Raw genomic sequence first — 25,012 nt, forward strand, 5'->3', positions numbered from 1 at the left:
TCTTCAACAGATTCCGAACCGCTACAACCAGATAATTACGCAGCATTATAGCCTCTTAAAGTTGACTCGATTTGGTGTGTACCTTAGATCCTATATGAAAGATAAGATGAAGAGACTGCGAACACAAACCAATTGGACCATTGAAAGAAAATGATCATTTAATTTGGATTAGATAGCCGACGAAAGTCTATTCTAATTAGTGTAATTAATGGCACTGGCCCTGCAAACGCCGCGGACAATTCGTAGCCTATGTCACCCCGCCAGTCCTCAATGCGTTCTGCGCGTATTCCGCAGTCACCAAGTAATACCCCATTTGAGCGATCCGTGATGGCGAACTGGAACTCGCATCTTGGATTTTCTTTGGACCATGCGATGTACTTATCTACAAATCGGACGCATTCCTCTCTGGTGTAGGCGGGCCGGTAGTAGTATTCCAGATACCTGGGGTCCCTTCTGAACTCGGCGATGGCGTCCACGTCTTGTTTGGTGAACTCTCTCAGGAGCAGGCGTTCAGTTGTTCGCAGTACCTCGTTTTTACCACGTAATTCGATCCTGAGAGATAACCTCGTGATTTATCAGATCTCATAGCTTCTTTTCAAAAAAATCACATCGAACCCGGATATCTTCGAAATCGCTTTTCAGAGTTTCTTGCCTATCGTGCAGAAGACATTGTCGTAGGATTCGCCCAGATCCGAGGCTCGAAATATGTGGATGTCCTGGAACCCGGCCGCTAAGTACAGGTTTTGGACTTCCTCCTCGTCAAAATAGTGCCAAAAGACCGGGCCCTCCCCGTCCTCACTCTTGAGAACTAAGTCACCTTCTTCCAGGCCTGCGTTCTGGTCAACTCCCTCGTATCTCATATCATCGGTAACACGGGGGAGTGTAGAGGCACCATCGTGAACCGAAAGGGACATACGTCCGGCAGAGGTGAGAACTCGAAAGGCTTCGTTTGCGAGGGTCTTGCGAGCTCGCGCAGTGGGGACGTTGGCGAGAACCTGACTCCATAAAGTAACTATGTCATATGAATCATCCGGTTCTGAAAATATGGCTCCATCAGTAACTTCAAACTCGACCTGGCTACCGGTTTCGGCGGCTATACTTCGGGCAGCTGAAACAAGCGTATCGGATATGTCAATTCCCTTCACACGAAAGCCCAGGCTTTCAAGGGCAAAGGCTTCACGTCCAGCGCCACATCCTACGACCAGAGCACGGCCGACATCCGGAAAGAATCGGTCAACCATGGCCTGTTCCCATCTGCGCAGTCCTTCGCTGACCCTCCGTACGTACTTCTCAGTTGCCCGAGCGGTAGAGTAGCTATGTTGAACATGGCGGGCCAAATCGCTTTTCTTTTTTCTGTTCACTTCTTCCAATCGAGTGTATAAGATTGAAAATAAATACTTTACAAGAAACATTGCTTGATGCTAAATTGAAAACCAACTATATTCTTTTACATCTTATTAGAGATAGACTACTGGCGTTTTGTTTCATGATTGGCGTAAGAGTCCTCAGCTATTTTTTAATCGAAGGGAGGTGCGAGACACGATGAAACAGACTATGGATGCCGTATATGAAGATGGAGTCTTCAAGCCTTTGAAATCTCCTAAACTATCTGAGGGTCAGCACGTTCGTATTGAAATAGAAACTCCTTTTGAAAAAAGTTTCGATGACCTTCTTGAATTAGCTGCAAAGGTCTATGAGGGACTCTCCGATGACGACATCGACGGCATTGAGAAGATTGCACACGGCCGTCGCGATTTTTTTGGAGATAGAACGGGTGCTTAACATTCCCATTCTATCAACTGGACATCGGAAAATCAATTTGATAATTCGGTCCGCGAGACGTATTTTTGATTATAGATTTCGCCCTGCTTTTAACCGCCCAAACTGAGGAGGAATCATGCTACGAGTAAGCGACCCTTTCGTTCAGAAGTACATCGACTCCGAGTTCGGGCAGCGATGTCTCAACGAGGGCACGCATTGCACGGAGTGTGTGAGGGAAGAAGACAGGGAGATATGGGGAGTCGGTGATGAACCTTCCTCCTCGGCTTATCCGGGCTTAGCGGCTCGAAAGTTCATCAGGGCTCACGAGATCTACGAAGAACTTAGCCTTGCAAGCCCGGCTGAGATTATCGGTGTAGGCATTCTGAGGGAGCTATCTGCTCACACAACAGCCAGGACTCGGGATGCTCTCTGGTACGAAGCTCACGGAAGCGGAGGTGGCATCCCCGTCTGCATCAGGCCGTGTATGTGGCAGGCTGGGCAATATGTACTTGATATCGCGATTCTTGAATCCATGCTCCAGCGGGAGGAATTGGGAATCGCCACCGAAATGCTGTCTCGTTTCCTGGCCAGGATCGCGGAGAACAGGTAATCAGTGACATTCCTTATCGCCACCCAGAAGTTACTTTAGGAGTAAAATACATGGATCGCGACTTAATCGCCCACTGGCCATTCCGGGAAGACCTGAAAGACCATTCCGAAAGCGGCCTGTCCATCCAAAATCACGGGGTTGAAATCGGGGAATCAGGTGGACGAAGAAGCGCCCAATTCAACGGGGCGGAAACCTTTCTGGAAGTTCCCTGCGACCTGTCTATAGGGACAGGCGATTTTTCATGCGCTGGATGGATCTACACGGAAGAAACCGAAGTGGTCGGCGATATTCTCAGCCAATTCGATCCGGAAACCCGCCAGGGATGGCAGGTCTCGGTCCTCACCAATACCGGAATGACCTCCACTGCCCAATCGAATTACCGCAACCTCCACTTTGGCATCGACAACGGGCATCTCGGGTCCTGGACCGATTGCGGGCGTCCCGGTCAGGCGGTCAAAATATCTGCACTTTCAACACTGGGGGGACACCTGTACGCCGGCACCTTTGAGAATGGCGAAGAAGAGGTCGGCCACCTGTGGCGCTACGAAGGGGAAAAACGCTGGACCGATCTGGGCAATCCAGTTGGATGCAACTCTGTCAACGCCGTCGTCGAATTTCAAGGCGCGCTCTACTGCGCTCTTGGCCGGTATAATAGCATCGGCTCCGCCCTGGGCGATCCCCTGAACACCACACCCGGCGGCCAGGTCTATCGGGTCGATGCCGACGGCCAATGGACTTTTTGCGGACATCCAGGCATCGAAGACGCGACACCAGAAGAAATACCCACCACGGGACATAATACGGGCAAAGCCGACAACGCCACCGCCCTCACAGTTTATCAGGGGCGACTCTACGCCACCAGCCTCTATCGCGAGGGTGCCTTTGTCTATGATGGCGGCACGACCTGGACGCCCATAGGTCCAGACGTGCGGCTGATGAGTTTCACCATCTATCGGGACCGGCTCTACACCCTCGTCAATGGCGGACCGGTTCTTCGCTATGAAGGCGGCGCCGAATGGGCTGACTGCGGCTGTCCCGAAACCTCCACTCAGACCTACTCGGCGGTCACTTTTGAGGGCCGGCTCTATGTCGGCACCTGGCCTCAGGGCGAAGTCTATCGATATGACGGCAACAAGACCTGGACCTGTCTGGGCCGGGTCGGATACGAACGTGAAATCATGGCTATGGGACTTTACAACGGCAAAGTCTATATCGGTTCGCTCCCAATGGCCAACGTCTGGCGGATGGACGGCAATCGGTTCACATTCTTAGAGTCTCTGGACCGCACGTCTGCGCCCCTGCGGCGAGTTTGGTCCATGGCCGTTTATCAGGGCCGCCTCTATGCTGGCACCCTGCCGTCCGGACATGTCTATTCGGTCGAAGCCGGAAAAGTCGCCACCTGGGACCACACATTTCCCGAAGGATGGCGACACGTAGCCGCCGTCAAGCAAGGCAGCGTTCTGACCCTGTACGTCGATGGAATCCCTGTTGCTACAACAGACAGCTTCAATCCAAAACGCTACGATCTCAATCCCAACTGTTCCCTCTTAATCGGCTTTGGCACCCACGACTATTTCAAAGGCGCGCTGCGAGACATCCGTATCTATCGCCGGGGCCTCACACAACGGGAAATCCAGCGTCTTCAGTGACGGCTCTTCAGCCACCAGCGCATGGTATTACTGACCATATCCGCTGCGTCTCGTTGAACCCAATGGCCGCTGCTGGGGATGGTGACGAGTGTGTAGTCTTTGTTGATCCAATTCCACGTGTCGCGTAACCCGTCTTTGTCAACAGCCTTGTCTTTCAACCCGTGGAATTGCAATACGGGCATGGTGAGATTGGGCATCTCCACGCTCTGGCCAGACTCCGCAGTTAGACCGCTATAGGCCGCCCGGTAGTAGTCGAGCATGCCCTTGACCGAGGATTGGGAGAACGCATTGATGTAGCGCTGCCGCACTTCGTCTGAGGCATTACCCACCGAAATACGTGTAAGCACCTCGGGCGAGAACCGTTTTTCGTATCCAGGCGTTTGAAAGTCGGTAATGTATTGCGTATTCCTCTTTTGCTCTGCCGTCGCGTTACGCAGCACGGTGCCGTAGCCCTTCGGGTGAGTCAGATTGCAGATCACCAGCTTGTTGACGAGTTGCGGATAGTACATGGCGAACCGCCACGAAATGGCGCCACCCCAATCGTGACCAACGAGGGTGACCGAGTCGACCTCCAGATCCTTGATCACAGCTTCGACATCCGACATGAGATGGGACATGGTGTAGTGTTCCACGCCTTCGGGCTTGCCGCTCTTGTTGTAGGCGCGTGTGTCCATAGCGACGGTCTTATAGTTGTCGGAAAGAGCGGCCATCTGTTCGCGCCATGTATACCAAAAATCGGGAAAGCCATGGACAAAGAGAATAACGGGGCCTTCGCCCAAGGTGACGTAGTGGAGTGCCACCCCGTCGTTATCCGTCTCATGGTGCTCAACGCGGTCGAATACATCTACCTTGACGTTAGCTATCGGGGATTTGACGGCACCCTTTAGGCGTTCCTGCTGCGCCTGCCCCTGGGCGAAGAAAATGCAGGAGCAAAAGGCAGTGACCACCAGTATTGAGCGTGTCATGCGTTGTTTGGTTCGTTGTGACGGTTTCATGGCGTTCATCGTTCCAATGGTTTGGGGGATCAGGCTTTTGATGTTTGTTGGGCTTCGCAAGTTTGTTTCCAGATATGGTGTTCTGCCATCATCTTTTCAACTTTTTCAGGGGCGGTGGCACGCAGATCGCGTTGTTCATCGGGATCAACGCTCAGATCGAACAGACCGTCTGGTTTGCCGTCTGTGGCGTGGAGTTTTAGATTGCCTTCACGGATCGCGTCCTCTGTTCTATACGTCCAGTGCAGGGTGCGATCCAGAGGTTGCTCTTTGCCTTCGAAAAGAGGCCACGCGTTTTGGGCGTCAATGACGCGGTCGTCGGGCACGGTTGCACCGGCGAGAGCGGCGAATGTGGCGTAGAGATCGTAGTGTACCCAGGGGGTGTGGATTTTTGTATTTGGAGCGATTTTTCCCGGCCAGACCGCGTTGCAGATGACCCTGAGTGAACGCTCCCATAGGGTTCGACCATAACCATTGGTCCGGCTGCCTCCCTGGTCGCTCAGGAAGACGATGAGCGTATTTTCTGCAATACCGGCATGGTGTACTGCATCCAGTACGCGCTCCACGCACAAGTCCAGGTATTCGACCATATACTGGTAGTTTATCATTGGATCGTCGCTGTGATAGTATCCGGGTGGGGCCTGGTAGGGGCCGTGTGGGGCATAAAAGGGGAGATTCAGGTAGAAGGGATTGGGCCTTTGGGATTGGCGGTTGATAAATTTGATGGCTTCATCCGTAAACAGGGTATCGAAGTAACCCTCGTCCGCTATGGGTTCCAGACCGCGAAAAAAGTGGCTTTTCATGTCGCGGTTGTAAAGGTGGGTGTAGTAGTCGGCATGGCCTGCGTTGCTCCCGTAAAATTCATGAAAGCCGTGGTGTAGTGGATTGAATGTTGGAGCATATCCCAGGTTCCATTTTCCAAACAGCCCTGTTGTGTATCCGGCATTTCGCAAAAGTCTAGCCAAAGGGATTTCCCGGAGTGAGAGGCCGGATTCCGGATCATCTGGGCGTGTCTGTGAGTTGATGCCCACCCGATACGGGTGTCTGCCCGTGTTCCAGGCACAACGCGCTGGTGAACACAGCGGGGTTGCGATCAGGCAGTTGTCGAAGACAACGCCCTCGCTCGCCATCGCGTTCAGTCTGGGAGTTTTGAATATCCCTTCGCCATAATAATCGACTGCTTCGCGACCGAGGTTGTCGGCGACCATGAAGATGATATTGGGGTGTTTTTCCATTGATGTTTCCTTAATTAATTGAAAAGTATAAACTTATTTTATGTAAGAGGACAGAGGTAATATCAGTTCTGAGGATCGGGATGGCTCGCATAGGCCAGTTCGCGCAGTACATCGACCGCGAGGAGGACATCCTCCCTTCGACAGTCGAATTGCCCGACCTGGAAGCGAATGACGAACTGTCCTTCATGAATCGTCTGCGTCAGGTAGATTCGGCCGTCGTCATTGACCGCGCGGAGCAGGCGTTCGGTGGCGTCGTTGGCGTTTTCACCATCGGGGGCGTACTGGAACGTGAAGAGCGAAAGGTGGCAGTCCGTTATCAGGCGAAAGCCGTCCAGCAATGCGATCGCGGCGGCGGCCTCTTCAGCCCAGGCAATATGGTTCCGGATGCGCTGTCGGAGGTCTTTGAGGCCGTGGGCGCGGAGCAGGAACCAGAGCTTGAGGGCTCGGAATCGGCGCCCCAGTGGGATCGTCCACTCGCTGTAATTGGTGATCTCGGTTTGACCGAGGGTCTGGAGGTAATCCGGACGGATGCCGAGGGTGCGAACCTGTGGTTCCGGGTCCGCGAGAAACTGGATTGAGCAGTCGAACTGCGCACCGAGCCACTTGTGGGGGTTGAAGGCGATGCTGTCGGCTTCCTCGACGCCCTCCCACAACTCCCGTAACTCAGGACAGATCATCGCGGAACCGGCCCATGCGGCGTCGATGTGGACATAGAGATCGTGCTCTCGTGCCACTTCGATGGTCTGGCGCACATGGTCGGACGCGCCAATCGATGTGCCTCCAACACAGAGGACGACACCGGCCGGAAGGAAACCCGCGGCGCGGTCGGCGTTGATTGCCCGGCGGAGCGCCTCCGGGTCGAGCGCCCAGGAACCATCGGTCGGGACTTTGACCAGATTCCGTTGGCCGATACCGGCGATGCGTATCGCCTTGTCAACCGACGAATGGGTCTCTGGCGATGCGTAGATCCGGAGTTGTTTCTCTCCCGCTATTCCGGAATTGATCCCTCGCCAGCCAAGTGTGCGCTCGCGCATCGTCAGTACAGCGCAGACATTTGCCGACGTTGCCGTATCCTGGATAACGCCCTGGAACCCTTCTGGTAGCCCGAGTGCCTGGCGCATCCAGTCAACCATCCGGGTTTCAATCTCCGTAGCTGCGGGTGAAGTCTGCCAGAGCATGCACTGGGCAGCCATGACCGCCGTCAAATTTTCGGCGATCATCGAAACCGGCGCAGCGTTGGCGCTGAAGTACGCAAAAAAGCGCCGGTGTTGCCAGTGCGTCATGCCGTCGGGTACGATGCGCTCAAAGTCGGCGAAAATCGTCTCCATGCCTGCAGGCTCTTCCGGTGGCGATAGAGGCAGCATCGCAGCGATCTCGCCCGGTGCGGTCTGCGCCCGAACGGGTCGGTCTTCGAGCGTGGTCAGGTATTCGGCACCCCACTGTGCAGCTCGTTCAGCCCATTGATAGTAGTCTTTTCGTTTCAATACATTACATCCAGGTTTTTAGAAATCCAGTTCTTCAAAGGTAATCGCTGACGTCCATTTCTGGATATGCGTTTTTTATCAGTTCGACGGAGGTGGGCGTGTACATTGCGTCACCGGGTTTCGGCCAGCCGAAGAGACTGCGAACCCTTGATGTCGTTTTGCCCAAAAAGGGTTTCAAGCGCCTAATCACTTCAGCTTCCCTTTTTCCGGTCGATGTCCAGGGCATGGTGTCTCTGCGTCCTATCGAAAAGAAAATGACGGCGCGTTGCCTATCCTTGTCTGCAAAAGGTTGTGCTGCGTGTGGCGTGTGTCCACTGTAGAAGAGTACGCTGCCAGCTTTCCCTGTGATTGAGACGGGTTCTTGCGCGTGAAGAATTTTGCGGATATCGGCAAAGCGGTAGGAGTGAGGCACCTTGCGGATGTCGCCAAAGCCCAGGCCGTCGTCCTCAATCACACGCAAGATATCGCCCATTTTGTCGTGTACTCCTGGGACCAACCGAACAGGCGCGCAATCTGCATCGATGTCGTCCAGAAAGACCCAGGCTTGTATATGGCCATACCGCTGCCAATCCGGGTGAGGGGGTATAAAGGGCTTGGCCCAATCCAGGTGAAATTCGATTTCCGGCTTTGTTGGGGCCTTTCTATCTATTCTGCCGTTTCGGATATAGACGTAACCATGATGGTAGTGTATATCAGGCGTATCCAGAAGCTGTTCCAGAGCATCCAGAAAAGGATCGTGTTCCAGGACCTGGTCAATGACTCCTACCCCTGTTGGAATGTCACAGAACTCCGCTCTGGGGCCGCCCATCCCGAGACCTGCTCCGGGCAGGCGTAGCTTATTTTCAAGGTCAGAATTGGCCTTTATTTCTGCAATGAACTCGGAAAAAGACTTTCCATAAGCGTTTTGTTCCGCGGCCTCAAGTACCGCTGACAATTGGCTGGTCGAGAACAGATTCGGGACTAAGAGGTAGCCCTCTTGTTGATAAGACTCATACTGTTGTGGTGTCAACATTTTCGATCTCCTTTCATAAATCGTCTAAATTTCATCGTCATCCAGAGCGCGCTGTCCTTCAAACGGACCCCAGTGAATACGCGCTCTGGTTTTTCTATCGCTCTTGTAAATCTCTGGGTCATAATCCGGGTTTGCCTTCGGGAATCGCGCCTCGACCAGTTCGAGATAGCGCATCATCTCGTCGTAGAGTTTCTGGTGTGTTTCCGGATTTTGCTTTGCAATATTGGTGACCTCGCCAATGTCGCCAGATAGGTCGAACAACATTGGAATATCTGGTCGTTCGTAAAAATGGATCACTTTGGACGAACCAGAAATAATGACCGAATGTGGCATAGAATTCCGATAATGAGGATAATGAAAATAGAGATAGCGATTTAGAAAGGCCTCGTCCGGTTCTTTTCCCGCCATGTAATCGGCGAGGCTGACACCGTCGATGTTCTGCAATTTTTCCGAGTCGCCACCAGCCCAATCAACGAAGGTGGGTAAGAAGTCATAGTTGATCACATTGCCGGTAAAAAACGAGCCAGGTTTGACTCCCGGACCCTTGACAATCATAGGCACCCGGATGCCTCCATCCCACAACCACCACTTTGTTGCGTGTAACGGTTGCTTGTAGTCGGGTATGATTTCGACTTCTTCGTGTCGGTAGCCGTTGTCACCTGCTACTATGACATAGGTGTTATCCTCAATTCCCAGTTCCCTGAGCTTGTCGAGCACTGCGCCGATCCGACCGTCCAGGTCCTCACCCATCCCCAACCAAATTGCGGGATCATCTCCCCGGTTGACTGTGTCGGGATGTTTATTGTTTTTCTTATACCACTCCTGCACCAGTGGGTGATTCACATACTTTTCACGCGTTTTATCCAGGCATTCATAACCCGCATGCATGGCATAATGAGATATCTGGAGATAAAAGGGATTGCTTTTTTCTACCTGTTCTTCCATGAAGCCAATTGCCTTTTCGGTAATGCTGAACATCAACTTGGGATCGGCCATATCTTTGGGTAGTCGCCTGGGCGTCCGCCCGTCCCTCTCCAGTCCGTACTTCAGGGTATTGCCGGGATTATTATCGGTAGCACCATCGTGTAATACGTAGCCCGCCTTTTCTGGATCGCCTCTCATGTGCCATTTGCCAATGTGGGCGCTGACATAACCCAGAGGTTTGAGAGCTTTGGGAATGGTAACTGCGTCTTCGTCGAGTTCTCGGTCGGACACGTTCGGGACCAGCGGAAAATGCCGATATTCCCTTTTCGTGTCGTAGTAGGGCTCTCTTGATCCCAGATATACCGTGAAACCACTGTGTGGCGCAGACAGCCCCGTCTGTACGCACACACGAGCAGGTGCACATTGCGGCGCTCCATAGGCATTGCGAAACTTCATTCCCTCATTTGCCAGCTTTTGGATGTTCGGCATTTGCAAGACTGGCATGAGGGAATTCTCCATGGTGTCATCCATGGCAACCGGTGATCCGTTCCATGCCCAGTCGTCTATATAAAACATGACAATGTTGGGCCTGGATTGTGCCTGAGATCCCGCTTGCGTGTTGGATTTGGCCTGTGCGGCCTGACTGCGAACGGCGAAGGTCCCAATCACAATCGCAATCCATAGGATGAGTTTTATAAAAAGGATCATATATTCCTCCTGTTGGGCATCAGTTGTTGCTCCTCCAAACAATTTTTCTTTTTTCTCCTTCAATTTCGCGAAATACGGCCAGTTTCCTGGATACAGTGATTCCGAGTTTATAAGTGCCCGGGTCGGACACCTCTCTGGATTTCCAAAGGGCCACTTCTGGATGGTCGGGTGTACCGCGATAGGTTACCAACTGCCCCTTTTCGAAAGCGGCATAATGAAGGCCGCCGTCAGGGTCCTTTGATCGAGACCGCCAAATCGCATCTCCACTCCTGCCAGGAGCACCTCGACGAAGTACCAGCTTTCCATTATCATGCATCTTCAAATAACATTCCAGGCGGGGGAATACGCGGACATCTCCGATCATAAATTTTTCACCTTCATTCAGTATTACTTGATGAATCTCATCTCGCCAGTTTGCCACGCTGTTTTCCGAAATATCACCCACAGCAATCTGAATTTCACGCTGACTGGATATACCGGTTTTGTCTTCTGCCACAGCCTCCAAATGATATATCCCGGACTTCGGTGCTTTCAGGAGTTCATCACTTGAACTGCTCCAAACTTGCGGCTTGGTAGCAGTGAGAATCAGGCCGTTGAGATAAAGCTTCACTTCTCGAATGCCATTCCCATCGGTCGCATCTACTTCCACCCGGAGATCAGTTCCCGCCGGAAAACGCGCACCATCCTTCAGGTTTGTAAAACGCACTTTTGGAAAGTCCCCTTCCCGCTGTACGGTGATGACCTCTTTTTTCACTTCCGCCAGAGTGCGGTTCCAATCCATAAAGTGGGTCCGGGCCATCAATTGCGTTTTGTATTGAGGTGTAAGAATTGAGGCATAGGTCTTCCATTCCTCTACTGCATCCTTGAAATGGGCCACGGCTTCATCATTAAACTGCTTCCGCTGGCGATCTTCGCGAAATACCGCCAATTTAGCTGCACCGCGCATTTTGTCGGCATAATAACGGCCGAGATAGGCCATGCTTTCAATATCGTTCAGCGTTTCCTGCAACTCTACGTTATCACCCATCTGTGCCCGCAATGCTGGGAGTGCTTTTAGTGCAGTCGCCGCATATTTATCCAGGCTATCCGACACCTGTAGCGGTGTGATGCCCGTGAGTTTTTTCCCGGCAAGAAAAGCCTTCGCCCACTCTGTTACGGAGTGAATGCCCGATCCACGCATCGGGTCCCGGTCAAAATAGTAGTCATCCACGGTTAGAAAACCCTGACGCTGCATACACCCTTCCGGCGCGAAGTTTCCATCGGTGCCAGACCATACGGATCTGTTGAGTTGGGGGATAATCTCGGAAGTTGACTCCCACGCATCGTAGAGTAGTCTGGTATCTACACCGGGAAAACGATGCTTCAGGACAGTTTCCCAATAGTCTCGATTGAGTGACGGATTATAAGATAGCTGTCCCCATAGCCGGAAACGATACCAGTGTTTATCAATCTCCAATCGCCCGGACATCTCTGGATTCCTGGCAATAAACTCGCGGCCCCAGACATAGCCGTCCGATCCCATATAAAAGCCGGGCGAATGGTCGTGTGGCATCTCTTTAATAAACTCGCGCACAAAATCCGGACCGCCCCAGCGATGCATGAAGATGTCGTCATTGCGCAAGTTGAGCCAGACTTTGAAATTATCCAGCCATCCATCATTTACGATGCGTCTTTCCCATTCCTGCGGCCTTCTCATCGAATAGATATGCGCGACCGCATACTTCACACTGGTTTCCAGGGTGCCACCCGTATAATTTTTAAAGGCATCTGTGACGTAGTGATGGTCTGTTACGTGTCTGCGAAAAATAAAACGTATCTTGCGATCGGGTTGCTGCTCCTGTACGTCCATAACACCTCGACCGTAGGTGTTGAAGATAAAGTTTTCGATAGAATGCACGCCTTTGATTTCATTATCCGCGTTTTCGCCAGCCGTGACGCCAATCCCCGCAATCTGCGGGTAGGTCAGCAATGCCTGGTGCACGCTCTTTCGCATATAATCGACAGTGATGGGGTTGGTCTGATCCTGCGTTATGCCGTGTTTTCCGGTTGCGCCGAAAGTGAAGACGTTCCAGTGAAACAGATAAATTTCAATCCCGCGATCCTCCGCGTATTGGAACACCCGCTGCCAATGCGCGATTTTCTCGTCGATGGAGATCTTTTTCACCAGCTTCAGGGTGCCCGGTTTGTCAAAATCCACATCCCGCCACTTGTTTTTATTGTGCGGATAAATATTGACTCCGATGCGATAGACGTCGTCCAGCGCTACTTCGGGATAGTCATCCAGCTTGATAATGGAAGGAAAAGGGTGGGTTGTCCACAGGCTCAGCACATTGTAGCGATAACGCGCGAGGTCATCGAGATAGGCTTTCCAGAAGTCAAAGTCCCAGACCGTTTCAATATTGTTCTGCGCCGAATCTCCCGTGTCGTCGTAGGACGGGGTGCGCGCATCTAATGGGATATTAAATTTAATTCCGCGTTTTTTCACAAAGGGGGCGCGTTTCTGATCTTCAATCGGAAGGCCGAGGCGCAAAAGGTCGGCTACTTCGAGACCGCCATACATTGCGCCCGTTGCATCCGTGCCGGTAATTTCTACCTCGGTCGGTCCAATAGACCGAATTTGAAACGCTTCGAGTGACGCTTCATCCGGCTTAATTGTCAATGTAACCTGCAAGTCTTCCCTTCCCGCCTCTTTTAATGCCTCGTTTAATTCCTGTGCAGCGAACGCCAACTGCGGGATCTCTGCATCGTATTCGACCGAGGCCGCGAGGCGACCCGGTATGAGAATGATCAAGACGAATATCAAATAGAGGAATGAAAGAGGTCTCTTTTGCATTATTTTAATCCTCAAAATAGACATCATTCAATTCATCAATATTATTCCGCAATTTTTGGAACGCTTCGAGAATGAGGTCCATGTTTTCGCGCGGTCCGAGAAGAATGCGGTGCGTGAGATCAAGGGCTTCGGTTTCGTGAATGCGCTCGGCTTCGGGACAATAGACTTTGGTGTAGTCGATGGGATCAGCCTGGTACAACGGGCAGCGGATTGGACAGCCTGTTTCGCCCCATTTGCCGCTGGCAAACATGCTAAATTGATAGAGGGGCTTTGTCGGGCCTATGCCACAGGGCACGCCTTCGGCCTGGAGCGCTTTGCGGAATCGTTCGCGGTGGATGCCTTCAAATTCTTTGGAGATAAATTTGAAGTGCCAGCGATAGGGATTCCAGCGGGTGACGCGCTCGTCAATGTCGAGGCCGGTGAGTCCGGGAATAGATTCCATTCCTTTGTGGAGATACTTGAGATTTTTCCACCGAATTTCTGCCTGTTCTTCGAGGCGGGTGAGTGCGATTAGGCCGATGGCCGCTTCAAATTCGCCCAGTCTTAAGGTTGTGGCAGGCCAGGTGAAGTTCATACTTTCTTCGCCTCTGTCTCGGCCTGCGTGATGATACCGAAAGGCTTTTTCGTACAGGCTTTCGTCTTTGGTCATCACCACGCCGCCTTCGCCTATGGCAAGTACCTTGCCGGGCATGCAGGAGAAACCAGCAATGTCGGCTTGAGATCCGACGCCTTTGCCTCTCCATTGTCCGCCGTGGGCATGAGAACAGTCACTGACCAGGCCGATGTTGTGTTTGCGGCAGATGTCACCTAAAGCATCTGTATCGCAGGGCATGCCGCCCATATCTACGGCAACCACTGCCCGGGTGCGCGGCGTGATGAGGGCTTCTACGCTTTTGGGATCGATGGTGTAGTTGCGCGGGTCGATGTCGGCAAAGATGGGAATGCCATTGCAAATCATGACGCAGGACGCAGATGCGATGTAAGTTGACGCAGGGACAATGACTTCACAGCCAGCTTCGACGCCGAGGGCGCGCAAGCAGGTTTCGAGTGCTGTGGTGCCCGTGGAGACAGCAAGGGCGTATTTGCTGTCGTGAAATTCTGCAAAGGCCCGTTCAAATGCGTAGAGTTTGCTGTCGCCATGGTTGTAATAGTCAAAGCCACTGCGCCCCCATTTGTGACTGCGAAGGACGCCGACAACGGCTTTTTCTTCGCGTTCATCGTGAACCGGCCAGGGTTGGCGCAGGTCTCTATTAACCGTTTTTGAACCACCGTTGATTGCGAGTTCAGGCATTGGAGCGTTCCTTGTGGGATGAATTATCGTGCAGTTTTGTGAGTAAGGTTTGCGTTCCGTCAATCCAGCGTTCACCTGTGCCGGGAACAACGCAGGCGCGGTTGTATTCGAGTGGGTCGCTTGGGTAGGGGATAACGCCGTAACCTCCGAAGTTATACGCGCGGCGATTTGGCACATAGCCACATGATCCCTGGGAATAGCCCATGACAATCGTGCGCGCAAAGGGGGATGACGATTGGGTGGATAGAGATAGCTCGATGAAGGGTTCACCCTGCCAGAAGACAAGTGATAGGTCGTCGCTTATGCGGATGGCGGGGATTTCGATTCGGATGGTTTTTTCGTTTGTGTATCGGTTGGGAAGCGTATCTTGCCATCGCTCTACTTTAAGTGAAAGATTTTTTTCTAGCGTTGCTTGTGTCCAGGCAACGATGGCTTCTCTGGCGAGCGCTTTGCCCATTTTTTCGACCGTATCATAATTATCTCTGGGTTCCTGAATCGGAAGTATGTTGCCACATGCCCCTTGTAAAAATATTGAGAAAGGTACAGATGTGCCCGCTTCAAAGTGGTGACAGGTAGCGCCGGGATATTCGGCGGTGAAGAGACGATTGGCGGTCATCATGATGACGGGATGAGCGGCAAAGTGGATTGCGGTCGCGATGGGTTGGCTCTGGGGTGTGTCGAATCGCAGGACAGTGACTGCGGGGTCAACAGGGCCGTTGGGCAGTTTTTCAGGGTTGAGGTTAAACGATTTAAAGCTTCCGTCGGGCAATATCTGGCGTCTGTTGTAGGCGAGGTCGGTGTTGACAGCGCCCGTTGAGAGTGTGGCGGGTTTAAGATTGGTTAGAGACTCGACAGCAGCATCGACAACCTGCTTTCTTATGTGAACAATCGCATCATCTTCGGGGCTTCCGCCAAAGTAGTAGATGCATTCTGGGCCACTGTGATTGTGGGTGCTACACAGGATCAGGTTTTCGGGCGGAAGATCGGATTGTGCGGCAAAAGCATTGCGCATGGCATCGACGTCGATCCACTGAAAGCTCAGGAGATCTGCCGAGCAAATGACGATGGTGGTCGTATCGTCAGATAGTGCCAGTGCTTTGACGTATAATGGGTCATGGATGCCTTCTGCAATGCGGGGTTGCATTGGCGAGCGGTTTACGGGAAAAGCACCCATAGCCGATCCCGTAGATGGTGTGATGTCTCGTTGTGCTGTACCAATTTTTATTATATCTGCCAAGGCTCAGATATCCTATTTTGAATGTTCAGGAAATCCACACTGTTTTGTATTCGAACCATCTTCCTTCTGTTGAAACGCTACTTAAAGCGTCGTCACATTCCACGGTTGTGTCGGATAATCCACCCACTGTTTTGATCCGCGCTCAAACGCCCACCGATACTCAGCGATTGCGCCTGCTTGTAGTTCTGCAATTCGCGGTGAATGTGCCGGGTCATTTGCCAAATTTACAAACTCATACGGGTCTTCAGCAATGTGATAAAGCTCTGGTCCATAAGGTCCATGAATATATTTCCACTCCTGCGTGCGAATGCTCAGGTTCAAATCTCGCGGATACTGTAACTCCGTAATCGCCACCTCGCGTTCACGTTCACGACCATCAACCAGCGATTTCAAACTCATGCCGGGTAAATGCACGGGAATATCCATCCCTGCGAAATCGAATGCTGTAGGTAGTACGTCCAACAGGTTCACAAGTGAATCGCTCACCAGACCCGTTTGAAATCCCTTTGGCGGTTTCACAATGAATGGAATGCGAATGGCCTGTTCGTAGAGATTGTATTTCGAAAATGCGGTTACCCCTCGCGATCCTAACAGTTCACCGTGGTCAGAAAGAAAAATGATCAGCGTGTCATCGTACAATCCATTGCGGTCCAGGGCGTCTATCACTTGCTGATGACTCCTGTCGCAGGCTGTGACAAAAGCCATGTAATTTGCAATCGCATCTCGTAGTTCTTCTCGCTCTAATCCGACAAAATTGGGATAAGCATCTCTATCGGGTAAATTATCCGGCGGTTCTGGTGGCAACCCAACGTCGGCAGGGTTATATAAATCTGCCAAATTAGCTGGCGTTACATGAGGTGCATGAGGCCCTGATAAGCTGCAAATCATGAAAAACGGATTGTCCTTGTTTTCCTCTACAAAGGCAGCAGCCCGTCCGCCAATCCACCAGTCGCGCGTTTGCTCTAATCTCAAGCTGGTCGTAAATCCCTTAAATGCCGCCGCACAATTGTCTCCACCCCGACCAATCCCACGCGCTTCCCGCTCGCCCGTCCCCGTCTCCGCCCAATCTCGATGTTCCGCCACAAAGTGGCTGTCCATACGCTCGCCCGTCTCGTGAAACGGCCCTGCCCGATGATCAAATCCGTAATAGTTGTCGCGTTCAATAGCCGCCTGATACGGTATTGTATGCATCTTGCCAAAGGCACCCGTTACAAAACCCGCCTGTCCAAACGCCTTTCCCATTGTCCACTCGGGGATTTGTACGGGATTTAATAAATGCCGATTGGAATAAATTCCCGACTGAAATGCATATCGCCCGTGCAACATCGAATGGCGACTCGGCAAACACGGCGATACAGCACACGTTGCCTGCGTAAACCGCATGCCCTCCCGAGCCAAACGATCATACGCTGGTGTCTGCAACTCCGGATAACCCGCACACCCGAGGAAGGAATGCGCGTGTTGATCGTTCATTAAAATCACAACATTCATAACTATTCTCCATCGAGCAATCAGTAAATGTATCGCACCCGCCTGAACTCACCGAGCATCGGGTCCTTCACGCGTTCCATGTGATCTTGCATGCATTGCATCAGCGATTCCTGCAATGCCTTGTGTGTCTCGTGACCGTAGAGGTTGTGCAATTCGTGCGGATCGTTTTCGAGATCATAGAGCTCTCCAATATCCGATTGATTAAACGCGAACTTGTGCGTCCTGGTGCGCACCATACGAGACTTGTGCTCCTGAATCTGACCGTTGAACTGACAATACACGCTGTCACGCCCCGTCGGTTCATCCTCTCCCTTCAATAGTGGAAGAATGCTCTGCGTGTCGGGTACAATATCGGGGTGCAGACCTGCGGCTTCCAGAAAACTCGGAAACAGATCCTGCAGATAGATAAATTCGTCGTTCTCCCGGCCCGGCTGACGGCATTCGGGATGCGCTGCAATCAGAGGCAGGCGAAAACTCTCCTCATCGAAAAAAGGCCCTTTTTCAAACAGCTTGTGTGCGCCCATATTGTCTCCGTGGTCGGTGGAAAATACAACAAGCGTGTTTTCCGCCAGGCCGAGTGTTTCCAACTCAGAAAGCATACGCCCCACCAGATCATCGATCATCGTCATATACCCCCAGTAGCGCGCCGTGATCTCCGCCCATTCGTCCCAGTTGTTGGGATCAATTCCCCAATAACGAGATACCAGAGTCTGCACATAGGGACGATTCTCCAGCGTATCGTAGAAACTCGGGTCCTCCGGAATTGACTTCGGGTCGTACATTGAGTAATACGGTTCCGGTACGATACACGGACTGTGTGGGCCCCAGAAATTAGTCCAGATAAAAAAGGGATCCTCTTCCTGCGCATACGCCTGCATAAGCTCAACCGTTTCCGAGGCAACCAGGGCTTCGAAATTGTGCTCAATAGTTCCGGCGTGAAGGCCGTGCAATTCCCGATTTCGCTGCCCTGGATTTCCCTGAGCATAAAACGCTTCTATAAGCTCTGGAGGTTCCAGATTCTTCTCGTTCAAATAGTCCAGATAATTTCTCGCAATCTGGGAATCCTTCCGCGCACCGCTCTTGATACCTGGCATATTGATATTGGATGCGGGATAGCCATATCCGGGGAAATCTCTTTTACAGCGAAATCCCCAATCACTTGGATTCTTCTGGTGATCCACATGCCATTTTCCCGCATATCCCAGGTTGTATCCTGCCCGGGGTAGCTCTGTCGAGAAATTGGGAAGCGACTGATCCAACTGCCCACCGTTGGTTTCAACCCCGGTAATGTGACCGTACCGACCTGTAAATAACGCGGCCCGACCGGGCGCACATGGGATGATAAGCGGAAAAGCGTTGTTGAAACGCACACCCCGGCTTGCCAGGCTGTCAATATGTGGTGTTCTGCACTGGGAGGCGCCATAACAACCCAGCAGATCCCAGCGCTGTTGATCCGTTAGAATGAGCAGAATATTCGTTTTCTCTTGCATACTCGTGTCCTCACAATTTTCCTCTGTTGATGGCCTAATCTGCCAGCCCATCCTGGTTTTCATCGTCTATGCCGGCATAGGGGCTTTCGACGATTGCTTCCCAGGCCACCCGACGCATAATCCTATCAACCCGTTCGGGAATCCCTTCCGGCACGTAATCGGCGATGGTTTCCGGACTTCTCCGGTAAAGCATTCCGAAATACATATATCCCGCCAGTTGCTCAATCCCACTTGTTCTGGATAGGTGACCGCCGTCTCGATAGATCCCGCGTTTGCCGGCTCGTCCCCGATTTTCATCGATGCAGTCAAATTCTGGCAGTTTCCCTTCATGGTACAACCGGATCATTTTCATGACGGCTTCTCCCGCTGGGATCATGTGAACTTTTCCAGGGTATTTCTCTTTCAAACGGGTGTATAGCAGTTCATCGATGGTTTTTTGCAGGTATTTGTGATCGGCCTCCAGGCTGGCCATTACCTCATCGGGCTGCTTTTCCTTGTAAGCGGGGAGATGTCGTGGCCATCCGTCCTGGATATAGAATCTCATTTCGGGATTGTTCTCAAGGCAGAAGTCGATCCACTGTGTGTAATACTCGGGCAGGTCATCGTAATAGCAACCCCAGGTCATGACGTCCCATTCGCCAGTCGCAATCGCGGGCAGCAAAATGGGCGCAGGGGGTGTGTCTTCGTTCCATTTGCCGAATTCTTTGAGCCATATTGCATTGGCGGCTCCTGTCGATCCGCCCCCTCCGTGGACGCGCTGGCGATGGTCCGTGTATCCCGCCGCCCCGGCAATTTCGAGGAGCTTGTTTCGGCCCGGTGCAACCCAGCTATGTCCTGTCATTACGATTCGAAGTCCATTCCCTTTCTCAAAGGATAGGGGACCTCGTTGCGCCGAGTTTTTCCCCATTTCTATGAATTTGGCGAACTCGGCTTTGTCCGGTTTGTGAATCAGGGTCTTTTGTATCCGCGCGCCAGTCCGGTTGGGTTGCGTGCTGTTCGGCCCAATTGTTTCGGCCTGATATGCGCGCCATTCCGCTGCTGTAAGAATTCCGTCCTTATTCTTATCCGCTTTGGGGTACTGCGCCAGGAATCTTTTGAAGCGCGGATCCGTCTCCGATGTTCTCTGTTGTGCCAGAGCCAGTCCCGTAAAACTGCAAAGGCAAAATACAAAGATGAACCATTTTGTTTTCATCGGCTGTTTCTCCGTGTTAGAATAGGGAAATACACCTGACAATATAGCTTCCAATACCGGTCATTCTCTGCGTATTTACTCTATGTTCTCCACAGCCTGGCGACGGCGGCGGCGGGCAAGTTCGCGCAGATCAACAACCTCATCTGTTTCATCCACAATTTCACGTCCGATTATCTCTTCAAGCACGTCTTCCAGGGTCACCACACCAGCCAATCCACCGTATTCATCAATCACGACAAACAGATGTTGCCTGCGCTCAAGAAACATGCGCAACACCCGTTCCAATGTCAGCGTTTCCACCACAAAGTGCGCGCCACGAGAGAGACTTTGAATGGGAATATCTTCGCGACCTTCGGCAGCCGACGACAAAATATCCCGACGGTACACAATCCCAACAACATCTTCGGCATCTTCATCTACTATGGGAATGCGACTATACGATGGAACACCAATTTGCAACACCTCATTTACTTTTTGCTGGGCTTGAAGCGAATAAATGACCGTGCGCGGTGTCATTATTTCCTGAACTGTTTTCTCTTTTAACAATAGAATATTCTGAATGGCACTGCCTTCTTCTGCATTAATGGTTCCCGCATGTCGCCCCATATTTACCAATGCTATGAGTTCCTCTGAAGATACGACATGTTCAACTTTACCATGAGATATTAGCCGCGTCACAAATTGGCACAGCCAGATAATCGGTGCTTGTATCCAGATCAAGACCTGGATGGGATAGGCAATCAAGGACACAAGGTGCCGGGCATAAACCACGCCAATTGTCTTTGGAATAATCTCAGAAAATAAAAGTATCACCAGGGTAAATACCACTGAAAAATGCGGCAACCACGGCTCACCCAGAACTTCTGCAGCTGCCGCTCCGGCAAGGGCGGCACCACCCGTATGTGCAATTGTGTTAAGGGATAGGATACCCGCAATAGGCACATCCACATTTTCTCTAAACTTTTTCAATAACCGGCCAGAAACACTGCCAGTTTTTGCCAGCGATTCGATATGACCAATAGGAACTGAATACAATGCCGCTTCAAAAAGTGAACACATAAAAGAAAAGAAAACGGCAAAACTCGCAAAAAAAATCAATTCAAACATTTGATAACTCCTCTCTGTCTAAAATGATTCGGCTTTTTCAGAATAATCTGTAAGGTCCGAATCGCGGTTGCTCTCTTAACAATATAGTTTCCGATACCGGTCATTTCCAGCGATATTTCTCTATGTCGAGGAATATCGGAAAGGAGAGCGATCGGTCACATGAGCCAATACGATGCGAAGCTGAATTACCCGAACCAAATTCCTCTTGCATGGGAAAGAGAGAACCCATTTATTTTTCTTTCCGCAGGCTTGCAACAATTATAGAAGGTTGCGCCATACTCAGAAAACATTTTACAGGAGGAACGAAATGACTTCCAATCAGGACTGGTGGCCAGATCAATTGGACCTGAAGGGTCTCCGCCAGAATTCACCCCTGTCCGATCCAATGGACAAGGATTTCGACTACGCTGAGGCGGTTAAGACGCTTGACGTCGATGAACTGAAGAAGGACATCGAAGAGGTGATGACGACCTCGCAAGACTGGTGGCCAGCCGACTATGGCCACTATGGGCCTCTCTTCATCCGCATGACATGGCACGCCGCAGGCACTTATCGCATCAGTGACGGCCGGGGTGGTGGAGGCTCCGGTCATCAACGCTTTGCGCCCCTCAATAGCTGGCCCGACAATGGGAATCTGGACAAGGCACGCCGCTTGCTCTGGCCGATCAAGCAGAAGTACGGCCGGAATCTCTCCTGGGCAGACCTGATCATCTTCGCCGGCAATTGCGCTCTGGAGTCAATGGGGTTCAAAACCTTTGGGTTCGCCTTCGGGCGCCCGGACGTCTGGGAGGCCGACGAGACGGACTGGGGCTCCGAGACGACGTGGCTCGACGATCAACGCCACGACGCCGACGGCGAGCTTCAGGGCCCCCTTGGTGCCGATCACATGGGCTTGATTTATGTGAACCCGGAGGGACCAAACGGCAACCCGGACCCGGTCGCTGCAGCAGAATACATTCGCCAGACGTTCAAACGCATGGCGATGAATGACGAGGAGACGGTTGCGCTTATTGCTGGCGGACACACATTTGGCAAAGCACATGGTGCTGCTGCTGAGGATAATGTCGGTGCCGAACCGGAGGGGGCCAGCATAGAGGAGCAGGGCCTCGGCTGGAAAAACAGCCACGGCTGTGGCAGAGGCGGCGATACGATTACCAGCGGCCTGGAAGGCGCCTGGACCAGTAATCCGGTGAAGTGGGACAACGAGTTCTTCGAGAACCTGCACAACTACGAGTGGGAATTGACGAAGAGTCCAGCTGGTAAATCGCAGTACACGCCCGCGAATGCATCCGAAGTGGCCACCGTGCCAGACGCGCACGATCCATCGAAGAAGCACGCCCCCATAATGCTCACTACAGACCTGTCGCTGAGAAAGGCCCCGGAGTATGCGACTATAGCAAAGCGCTTCCTCGAAAACCCGGCGGAATTTGAAGACGCTTTCGCCAGGGCGTGGTTTAAGCTGCTTCACCGCGACATGGGGCCCCGCAGTCGGTATATCGGGCCTCTGGTTCCCGAAGAGCCGCTGTTGTGGCAAGACCCGGTTCCCGACGTGGATCACGAGTTGATCGGGGAGCAGGATGTCGTCGACCTCAAGGCGAAGATTCTCGCCTCCGGACTGTCTGTTTCCCAACTGGTCTCGACCGCATGGGCGTCGGCGGCATCTTACCGCGGCACCGACAAGCGCGGTGGGGCGAACGGTGCGCGCGTCCGCCTTGCGCCGCAAAAGGACTGGGAAGTAAACGATCCTGCGGCGCTCGGTGAGGTTCTGCAGACGCTGGAGCAGATCCAGGCGGAGTTCAACAGCTCGCAGACTGGTGGAAAGCAGGTCTCTCTCGCTGACTTGATCGTCCTGGCCGGGTGCGCAGGCGTCGAGCAAGCTGCCCAGAACGCCGGTCATGACGTGCAGGTTCCCTTTGCACCGGGCCGTACGGATGCAACGGAGGAGTGGACCGACGCGGAGTCCTTCGACGTGCTCGAACCCACCGCAGATGGGTTCCGCAACTATCTCCAGGCAGGGCAGGAAGGTACAGCGGAGGAACTGTTGGTGGAGCGGGCATACATGCTAACGCTCACCGCTCCCGAGATGGCGGTGCTCGTTGGCGGCATGCGCGTCTTGAATGCGAATACCGGTGGTTCCCCACACGGCGTTTTCACCGACCGGCCGGGGACGTTGACCAATGACTTTTTCGTGAATCTGCTCGACCTGAACACCGAGTGGAACGCGACCTCTACATCGCAGGATGTGTTCGAGGGACGCGATTCTCAGACCGGTGATCTCAAGTGGACCGGCACCAGGGTGGATCTCGCCCTTGGGTCAAACTCCGAGCTTCGAGCCATCGCGGAAGTCTATGGATGCGACGATGCGCAGGAAGTGTTCGTGCGCGACTTCGTAGATGCGTGGGACAAGGTGATGAATCTCGATCGCTTCGACCTGGCGTAATAAAGGAGAGTGCTATATGTATTTCGTAGTCTTCGCAACTCACAAAGAAGAAATGGGACAGGAACGGCTCCAATTGCAGGATGCATTTGCGGCCTACCTTCACGATCTCACCCAACATCCCGATGTGACCGTTCATCATGGTGGGCAGACGCTCAGCGAGAGTGAACAGATCGTTACCGGCTTCGTCCTCGTGATCGAAGCTCCCTCGCTCGAGGTGGCGCAGGCATTTGTCGCTGGCAGTCCCTATGCTCAGGCGGGCACCTTTGCCGAGTCTCACATCCGCCCATGGAACTGGTTGACGGGACGCCCTGGTTGAGAGCGTTGCCGCACCGCCCAAATATCTCTGGGTGTGAGGATCACAAGGTGTGCGTAGGCTGGCCAAGGAGGTATCATGAGCAACCGTCACGAGCAACGCGCTCCTGACGTTCAATACGAACCCGATGAAAGTCCTCCGGCGCTTGTGTCTCTGGGTAGCGGCCTGCAACTGGTCGTCCTCGGCATAACAAGCATCATCTTTATCCCCACAATCGTCGTCAGAGCCAGCGGCGGAACCGATGCGTACCTGTCCTGGACCGTGTTCGGCGCGGTCGCGGTCAGTGGCATCTGCACGGCTCTGCAAGCGGTCAGGCTGAGCCGGGTCGGAGCGGGATACCTGCTCTTTATGGGGCCCGCCGGAGCCTATATCGGAGTCTGCGTCAGCGCCCTCATCGAGGGTGGTCCAGCGTTGCTTGCTACCCTGGTCGTCGCATCATCGCTCGTCCCGATCGTGATTTCGATGCGACTGGCCCTGTTCAGGCGGCTTCTCACACCGACCATCGTCGGTACCGTGAACATGCTGATACCTGCGACCGTGCTGCCGGTCGTATTCAGTCGCCTGGCCGCTGCGCCGCCCGACACGGCGCTCAGTGCGCCGCTCACTGCGGTAGCGACGGGCCTGGTCATCGGAGGCATCTCTCTGAAGGCGGGGGCAACGCTGCGTTTATGGGCACCGCTCATCGGGGTGATTGCGGGTTCGGTCATTGGCGGAACGATGGGACTCTATGACCTCGATCTGGTTGCCAGGGCTGCGTGGATCGGATTGCCACAGGGCAACTGGCCGGGTATCGGACTCGACCTCGGTCCTGCCTTTGTGGGACTTCTGCCTGCCTTCGCGTTCGTGGCCCTCATCGGCGCCATCCAGACGATTACTGGTGCGGTCGCCATCCAGCGCGTGTCGTGGCGCCGGCCTCGGGCCGTGGACTACCGTGCGGTGGAGGGTGCGGTGACGGCGGACGGCATCGGCAAACTGCTATCGGGCATCACGGGGATCGTGCCGACTCAGACCATCGGAGTCAGCGTCCCGACGGTAGAGCTTACGGGGGTCGCGGCCCGCCGCGTGGGAATCGTTGCCGCAGGCGTGCTGATCGTGCTGGCGTTCCTGCCCAAGGCACTTGCCATGATACTGGCGATACCCAGCCCGGTCGTCGTCGCCTATCTGACCGTCGTGCTGGCGCTGACCTTTGTCCGTGGGATGACGGAGGTGGTGCAGGACGGGATTGATCATCGCAAAGCGCTGA

General features: G+C 53.0%; 19 protein-coding genes. 6 read left to right on the forward strand and 13 right to left on the reverse strand.

Going from position 1 to position 25,012, the window contains the following annotated elements; translation table 11 throughout:
* Window positions 1–638 precede the first annotated feature (638 nt).
* Window positions 639–1,241, reverse strand: coding sequence for a class I SAM-dependent methyltransferase (locus tag OXG87_07275; GenBank protein ID MCY3869344.1), 603 nt, complete (start codon window positions 1,239–1,241; stop codon window positions 639–641).
* A 301-nt stretch (window positions 1,242–1,542) separates the two neighbouring features.
* Here OXG87_07275 and OXG87_07280 point away from each other — a divergent pair, with 301 nt between their 5' ends.
* The 3 genes from OXG87_07280 to OXG87_07290 all read left to right on the forward strand — a co-directional run bounded on the left by OXG87_07280 (window position 1,543) and on the right by OXG87_07290 (window position 4,020).
* A complete protein-coding gene (locus tag OXG87_07280) occupies window positions 1,543–1,782 on the forward strand; it encodes an antitoxin family protein (GenBank protein MCY3869345.1) in 240 nt (79 codons plus the stop codon).
* Between the two features lie 115 nt (window positions 1,783–1,897).
* Window positions 1,898–2,371 carry a hypothetical protein gene (locus tag OXG87_07285; protein ID MCY3869346.1) on the forward strand — a complete coding sequence of 158 codons (474 nt, stop codon included), beginning with the start codon at window positions 1,898–1,900 and terminating at the stop codon, window positions 2,369–2,371.
* 50 nt (window positions 2,372–2,421) lie between these two features.
* A complete protein-coding gene (locus OXG87_07290; protein ID MCY3869347.1) occupies window positions 2,422–4,020 on the forward strand; it encodes a LamG domain-containing protein in 1,599 nt (532 codons plus the stop codon).
* Here the strand turns inward: OXG87_07290 and OXG87_07295 are convergent.
* The 12 genes from OXG87_07295 to OXG87_07350 all read right to left on the reverse strand — a co-directional run bounded on the left by OXG87_07295 (window position 4,014) and on the right by OXG87_07350 (window position 21,016).
* Entirely contained in the window at window positions 4,014–5,075 is a 1,062-nt protein-coding gene (locus OXG87_07295; GenBank protein ID MCY3869348.1) for an alpha/beta hydrolase, read from the reverse strand. The genes OXG87_07290 and OXG87_07295 overlap by 7 nt on opposite strands.
* The gene (locus OXG87_07300; protein MCY3869349.1) at window positions 5,045–6,247 is read right to left on the reverse strand and encodes a sulfatase-like hydrolase/transferase; all 1,203 of its coding nucleotides are present in this window, start codon (window positions 6,245–6,247) and stop codon (window positions 5,045–5,047) included. Before OXG87_07300 ends, OXG87_07295 begins: the two co-directional genes overlap by 31 nt.
* Before the next feature lie 62 nt (window positions 6,248–6,309).
* The gene (locus OXG87_07305; protein MCY3869350.1) at window positions 6,310–7,731 is read right to left on the reverse strand and encodes a pyridoxal-dependent decarboxylase; all 1,422 of its coding nucleotides are present in this window, start codon (window positions 7,729–7,731) and stop codon (window positions 6,310–6,312) included.
* Window positions 7,732–7,765: 34 nt separating this feature from the next.
* A complete protein-coding gene (locus OXG87_07310; GenBank protein ID MCY3869351.1) occupies window positions 7,766–8,743 on the reverse strand; it encodes a phytanoyl-CoA dioxygenase family protein in 978 nt (325 codons plus the stop codon).
* A 24-nt stretch (window positions 8,744–8,767) separates the two neighbouring features.
* Entirely contained in the window at window positions 8,768–10,243 is a 1,476-nt protein-coding gene (locus tag OXG87_07315; protein MCY3869352.1) for a sulfatase-like hydrolase/transferase, read from the reverse strand.
* A gap of 151 nt (window positions 10,244–10,394) precedes the next feature.
* Window positions 10,395–13,208 (reverse strand): hypothetical protein, encoded by a 2,814-nt coding sequence (locus OXG87_07320; GenBank protein MCY3869353.1) that lies wholly within the window; start codon window positions 13,206–13,208, stop codon window positions 10,395–10,397.
* 4 nt (window positions 13,209–13,212) lie between these two features.
* Window positions 13,213–14,499 (reverse strand): DegT/DnrJ/EryC1/StrS family aminotransferase, encoded by a 1,287-nt coding sequence (locus OXG87_07325; protein ID MCY3869354.1) that lies wholly within the window; start codon window positions 14,497–14,499, stop codon window positions 13,213–13,215.
* Complete coding sequence (locus OXG87_07330) at window positions 14,492–15,736, reverse strand: neutral/alkaline non-lysosomal ceramidase N-terminal domain-containing protein (protein MCY3869355.1); 1,245 nt, start codon at window positions 15,734–15,736, stop codon at window positions 14,492–14,494. The genes OXG87_07325 and OXG87_07330 overlap by 8 nt, the downstream gene beginning before the upstream one ends.
* An 81-nt stretch (window positions 15,737–15,817) precedes the next feature.
* On the reverse strand, window positions 15,818–17,227 hold the full coding sequence (locus tag OXG87_07335; protein MCY3869356.1) for a sulfatase-like hydrolase/transferase: 1,410 nt from the start codon (window positions 17,225–17,227) through the stop codon (window positions 15,818–15,820).
* Between the two features lie 20 nt (window positions 17,228–17,247).
* Complete coding sequence (locus OXG87_07340) at window positions 17,248–18,717, reverse strand: sulfatase-like hydrolase/transferase (protein MCY3869357.1); 1,470 nt, start codon at window positions 18,715–18,717, stop codon at window positions 17,248–17,250.
* A gap of 34 nt (window positions 18,718–18,751) precedes the next feature.
* A complete protein-coding gene (locus OXG87_07345; protein MCY3869358.1) occupies window positions 18,752–19,909 on the reverse strand; it encodes a hypothetical protein in 1,158 nt (385 codons plus the stop codon).
* 75 nt (window positions 19,910–19,984) lie between these two features.
* On the reverse strand, window positions 19,985–21,016 hold the full coding sequence (locus OXG87_07350; GenBank protein MCY3869359.1) for a hemolysin family protein: 1,032 nt from the start codon (window positions 21,014–21,016) through the stop codon (window positions 19,985–19,987).
* Window positions 21,017–21,284: 268 nt separating this feature from the next.
* On the opposite strand from OXG87_07350, the gene katG reads away from it, so the two are divergent.
* The 3 genes from katG to OXG87_07365 form a co-directional block, all read left to right on the forward strand.
* Window positions 21,285–23,456 (forward strand): catalase/peroxidase HPI, encoded by a 2,172-nt coding sequence (gene katG / locus OXG87_07355; GenBank protein ID MCY3869360.1) that lies wholly within the window; start codon window positions 21,285–21,287, stop codon window positions 23,454–23,456.
* Window positions 23,457–23,472: 16 nt separating this feature from the next.
* On the forward strand, window positions 23,473–23,772 hold the full coding sequence (locus tag OXG87_07360; GenBank protein MCY3869361.1) for a YciI family protein: 300 nt from the start codon (window positions 23,473–23,475) through the stop codon (window positions 23,770–23,772).
* Between the two features lie 75 nt (window positions 23,773–23,847).
* The coding region (locus tag OXG87_07365; GenBank protein MCY3869362.1) for a hypothetical protein at window positions 23,848–25,012 on the forward strand (1,165 nt) is incomplete at its 3' end.

The organism is Gemmatimonadota bacterium (genome assembly GCA_026706845.1).
Taxonomy (GTDB): Bacteria; Latescibacterota; UBA2968; order UBA2968; family UBA2968; genus VXRD01.

Coding starts and splice junctions, on each gene's coding strand:
- OXG87_07310 (MCY3869351.1), bottom strand. CDS start 8,743: ATGTTGACACCACAACAGTATGAGTCTTATCAACAAGAGGGCTACCTC.
- OXG87_07340 (MCY3869357.1), bottom strand. CDS start 18,717: ATGCAAGAGAAAACGAATATTCTGCTCATTCTAACGGATCAACAGCGC.
- OXG87_07280 (MCY3869345.1), top strand. CDS start 1,543: ATGAAACAGACTATGGATGCCGTATATGAAGATGGAGTCTTCAAGCCT.
- OXG87_07320 (MCY3869353.1), bottom strand. CDS start 13,208: ATGCAAAAGAGACCTCTTTCATTCCTCTATTTGATATTCGTCTTGATC.
- OXG87_07360 (MCY3869361.1), top strand. CDS start 23,473: ATGTATTTCGTAGTCTTCGCAACTCACAAAGAAGAAATGGGACAGGAA.
- OXG87_07275 (MCY3869344.1), bottom strand. CDS start 1,241: ATGGTTGACCGATTCTTTCCGGATGTCGGCCGTGCTCTGGTCGTAGGA.
- OXG87_07290 (MCY3869347.1), top strand. CDS start 2,422: ATGGATCGCGACTTAATCGCCCACTGGCCATTCCGGGAAGACCTGAAA.
- OXG87_07335 (MCY3869356.1), bottom strand. CDS start 17,227: ATGAATGTTGTGATTTTAATGAACGATCAACACGCGCATTCCTTCCTC.
- OXG87_07345 (MCY3869358.1), bottom strand. CDS start 19,909: ATGAAAACAAAATGGTTCATCTTTGTATTTTGCCTTTGCAGTTTTACG.
- OXG87_07350 (MCY3869359.1), bottom strand. CDS start 21,016: ATGTTTGAATTGATTTTTTTTGCGAGTTTTGCCGTTTTCTTTTCTTTT.
- OXG87_07300 (MCY3869349.1), bottom strand. CDS start 6,247: ATGGAAAAACACCCCAATATCATCTTCATGGTCGCCGACAACCTCGGT.
- OXG87_07285 (MCY3869346.1), top strand. CDS start 1,898: ATGCTACGAGTAAGCGACCCTTTCGTTCAGAAGTACATCGACTCCGAG.
- OXG87_07325 (MCY3869354.1), bottom strand. CDS start 14,499: ATGCCTGAACTCGCAATCAACGGTGGTTCAAAAACGGTTAATAGAGAC.
- OXG87_07315 (MCY3869352.1), bottom strand. CDS start 10,243: ATGTTTTATATAGACGACTGGGCATGGAACGGATCACCGGTTGCCATG.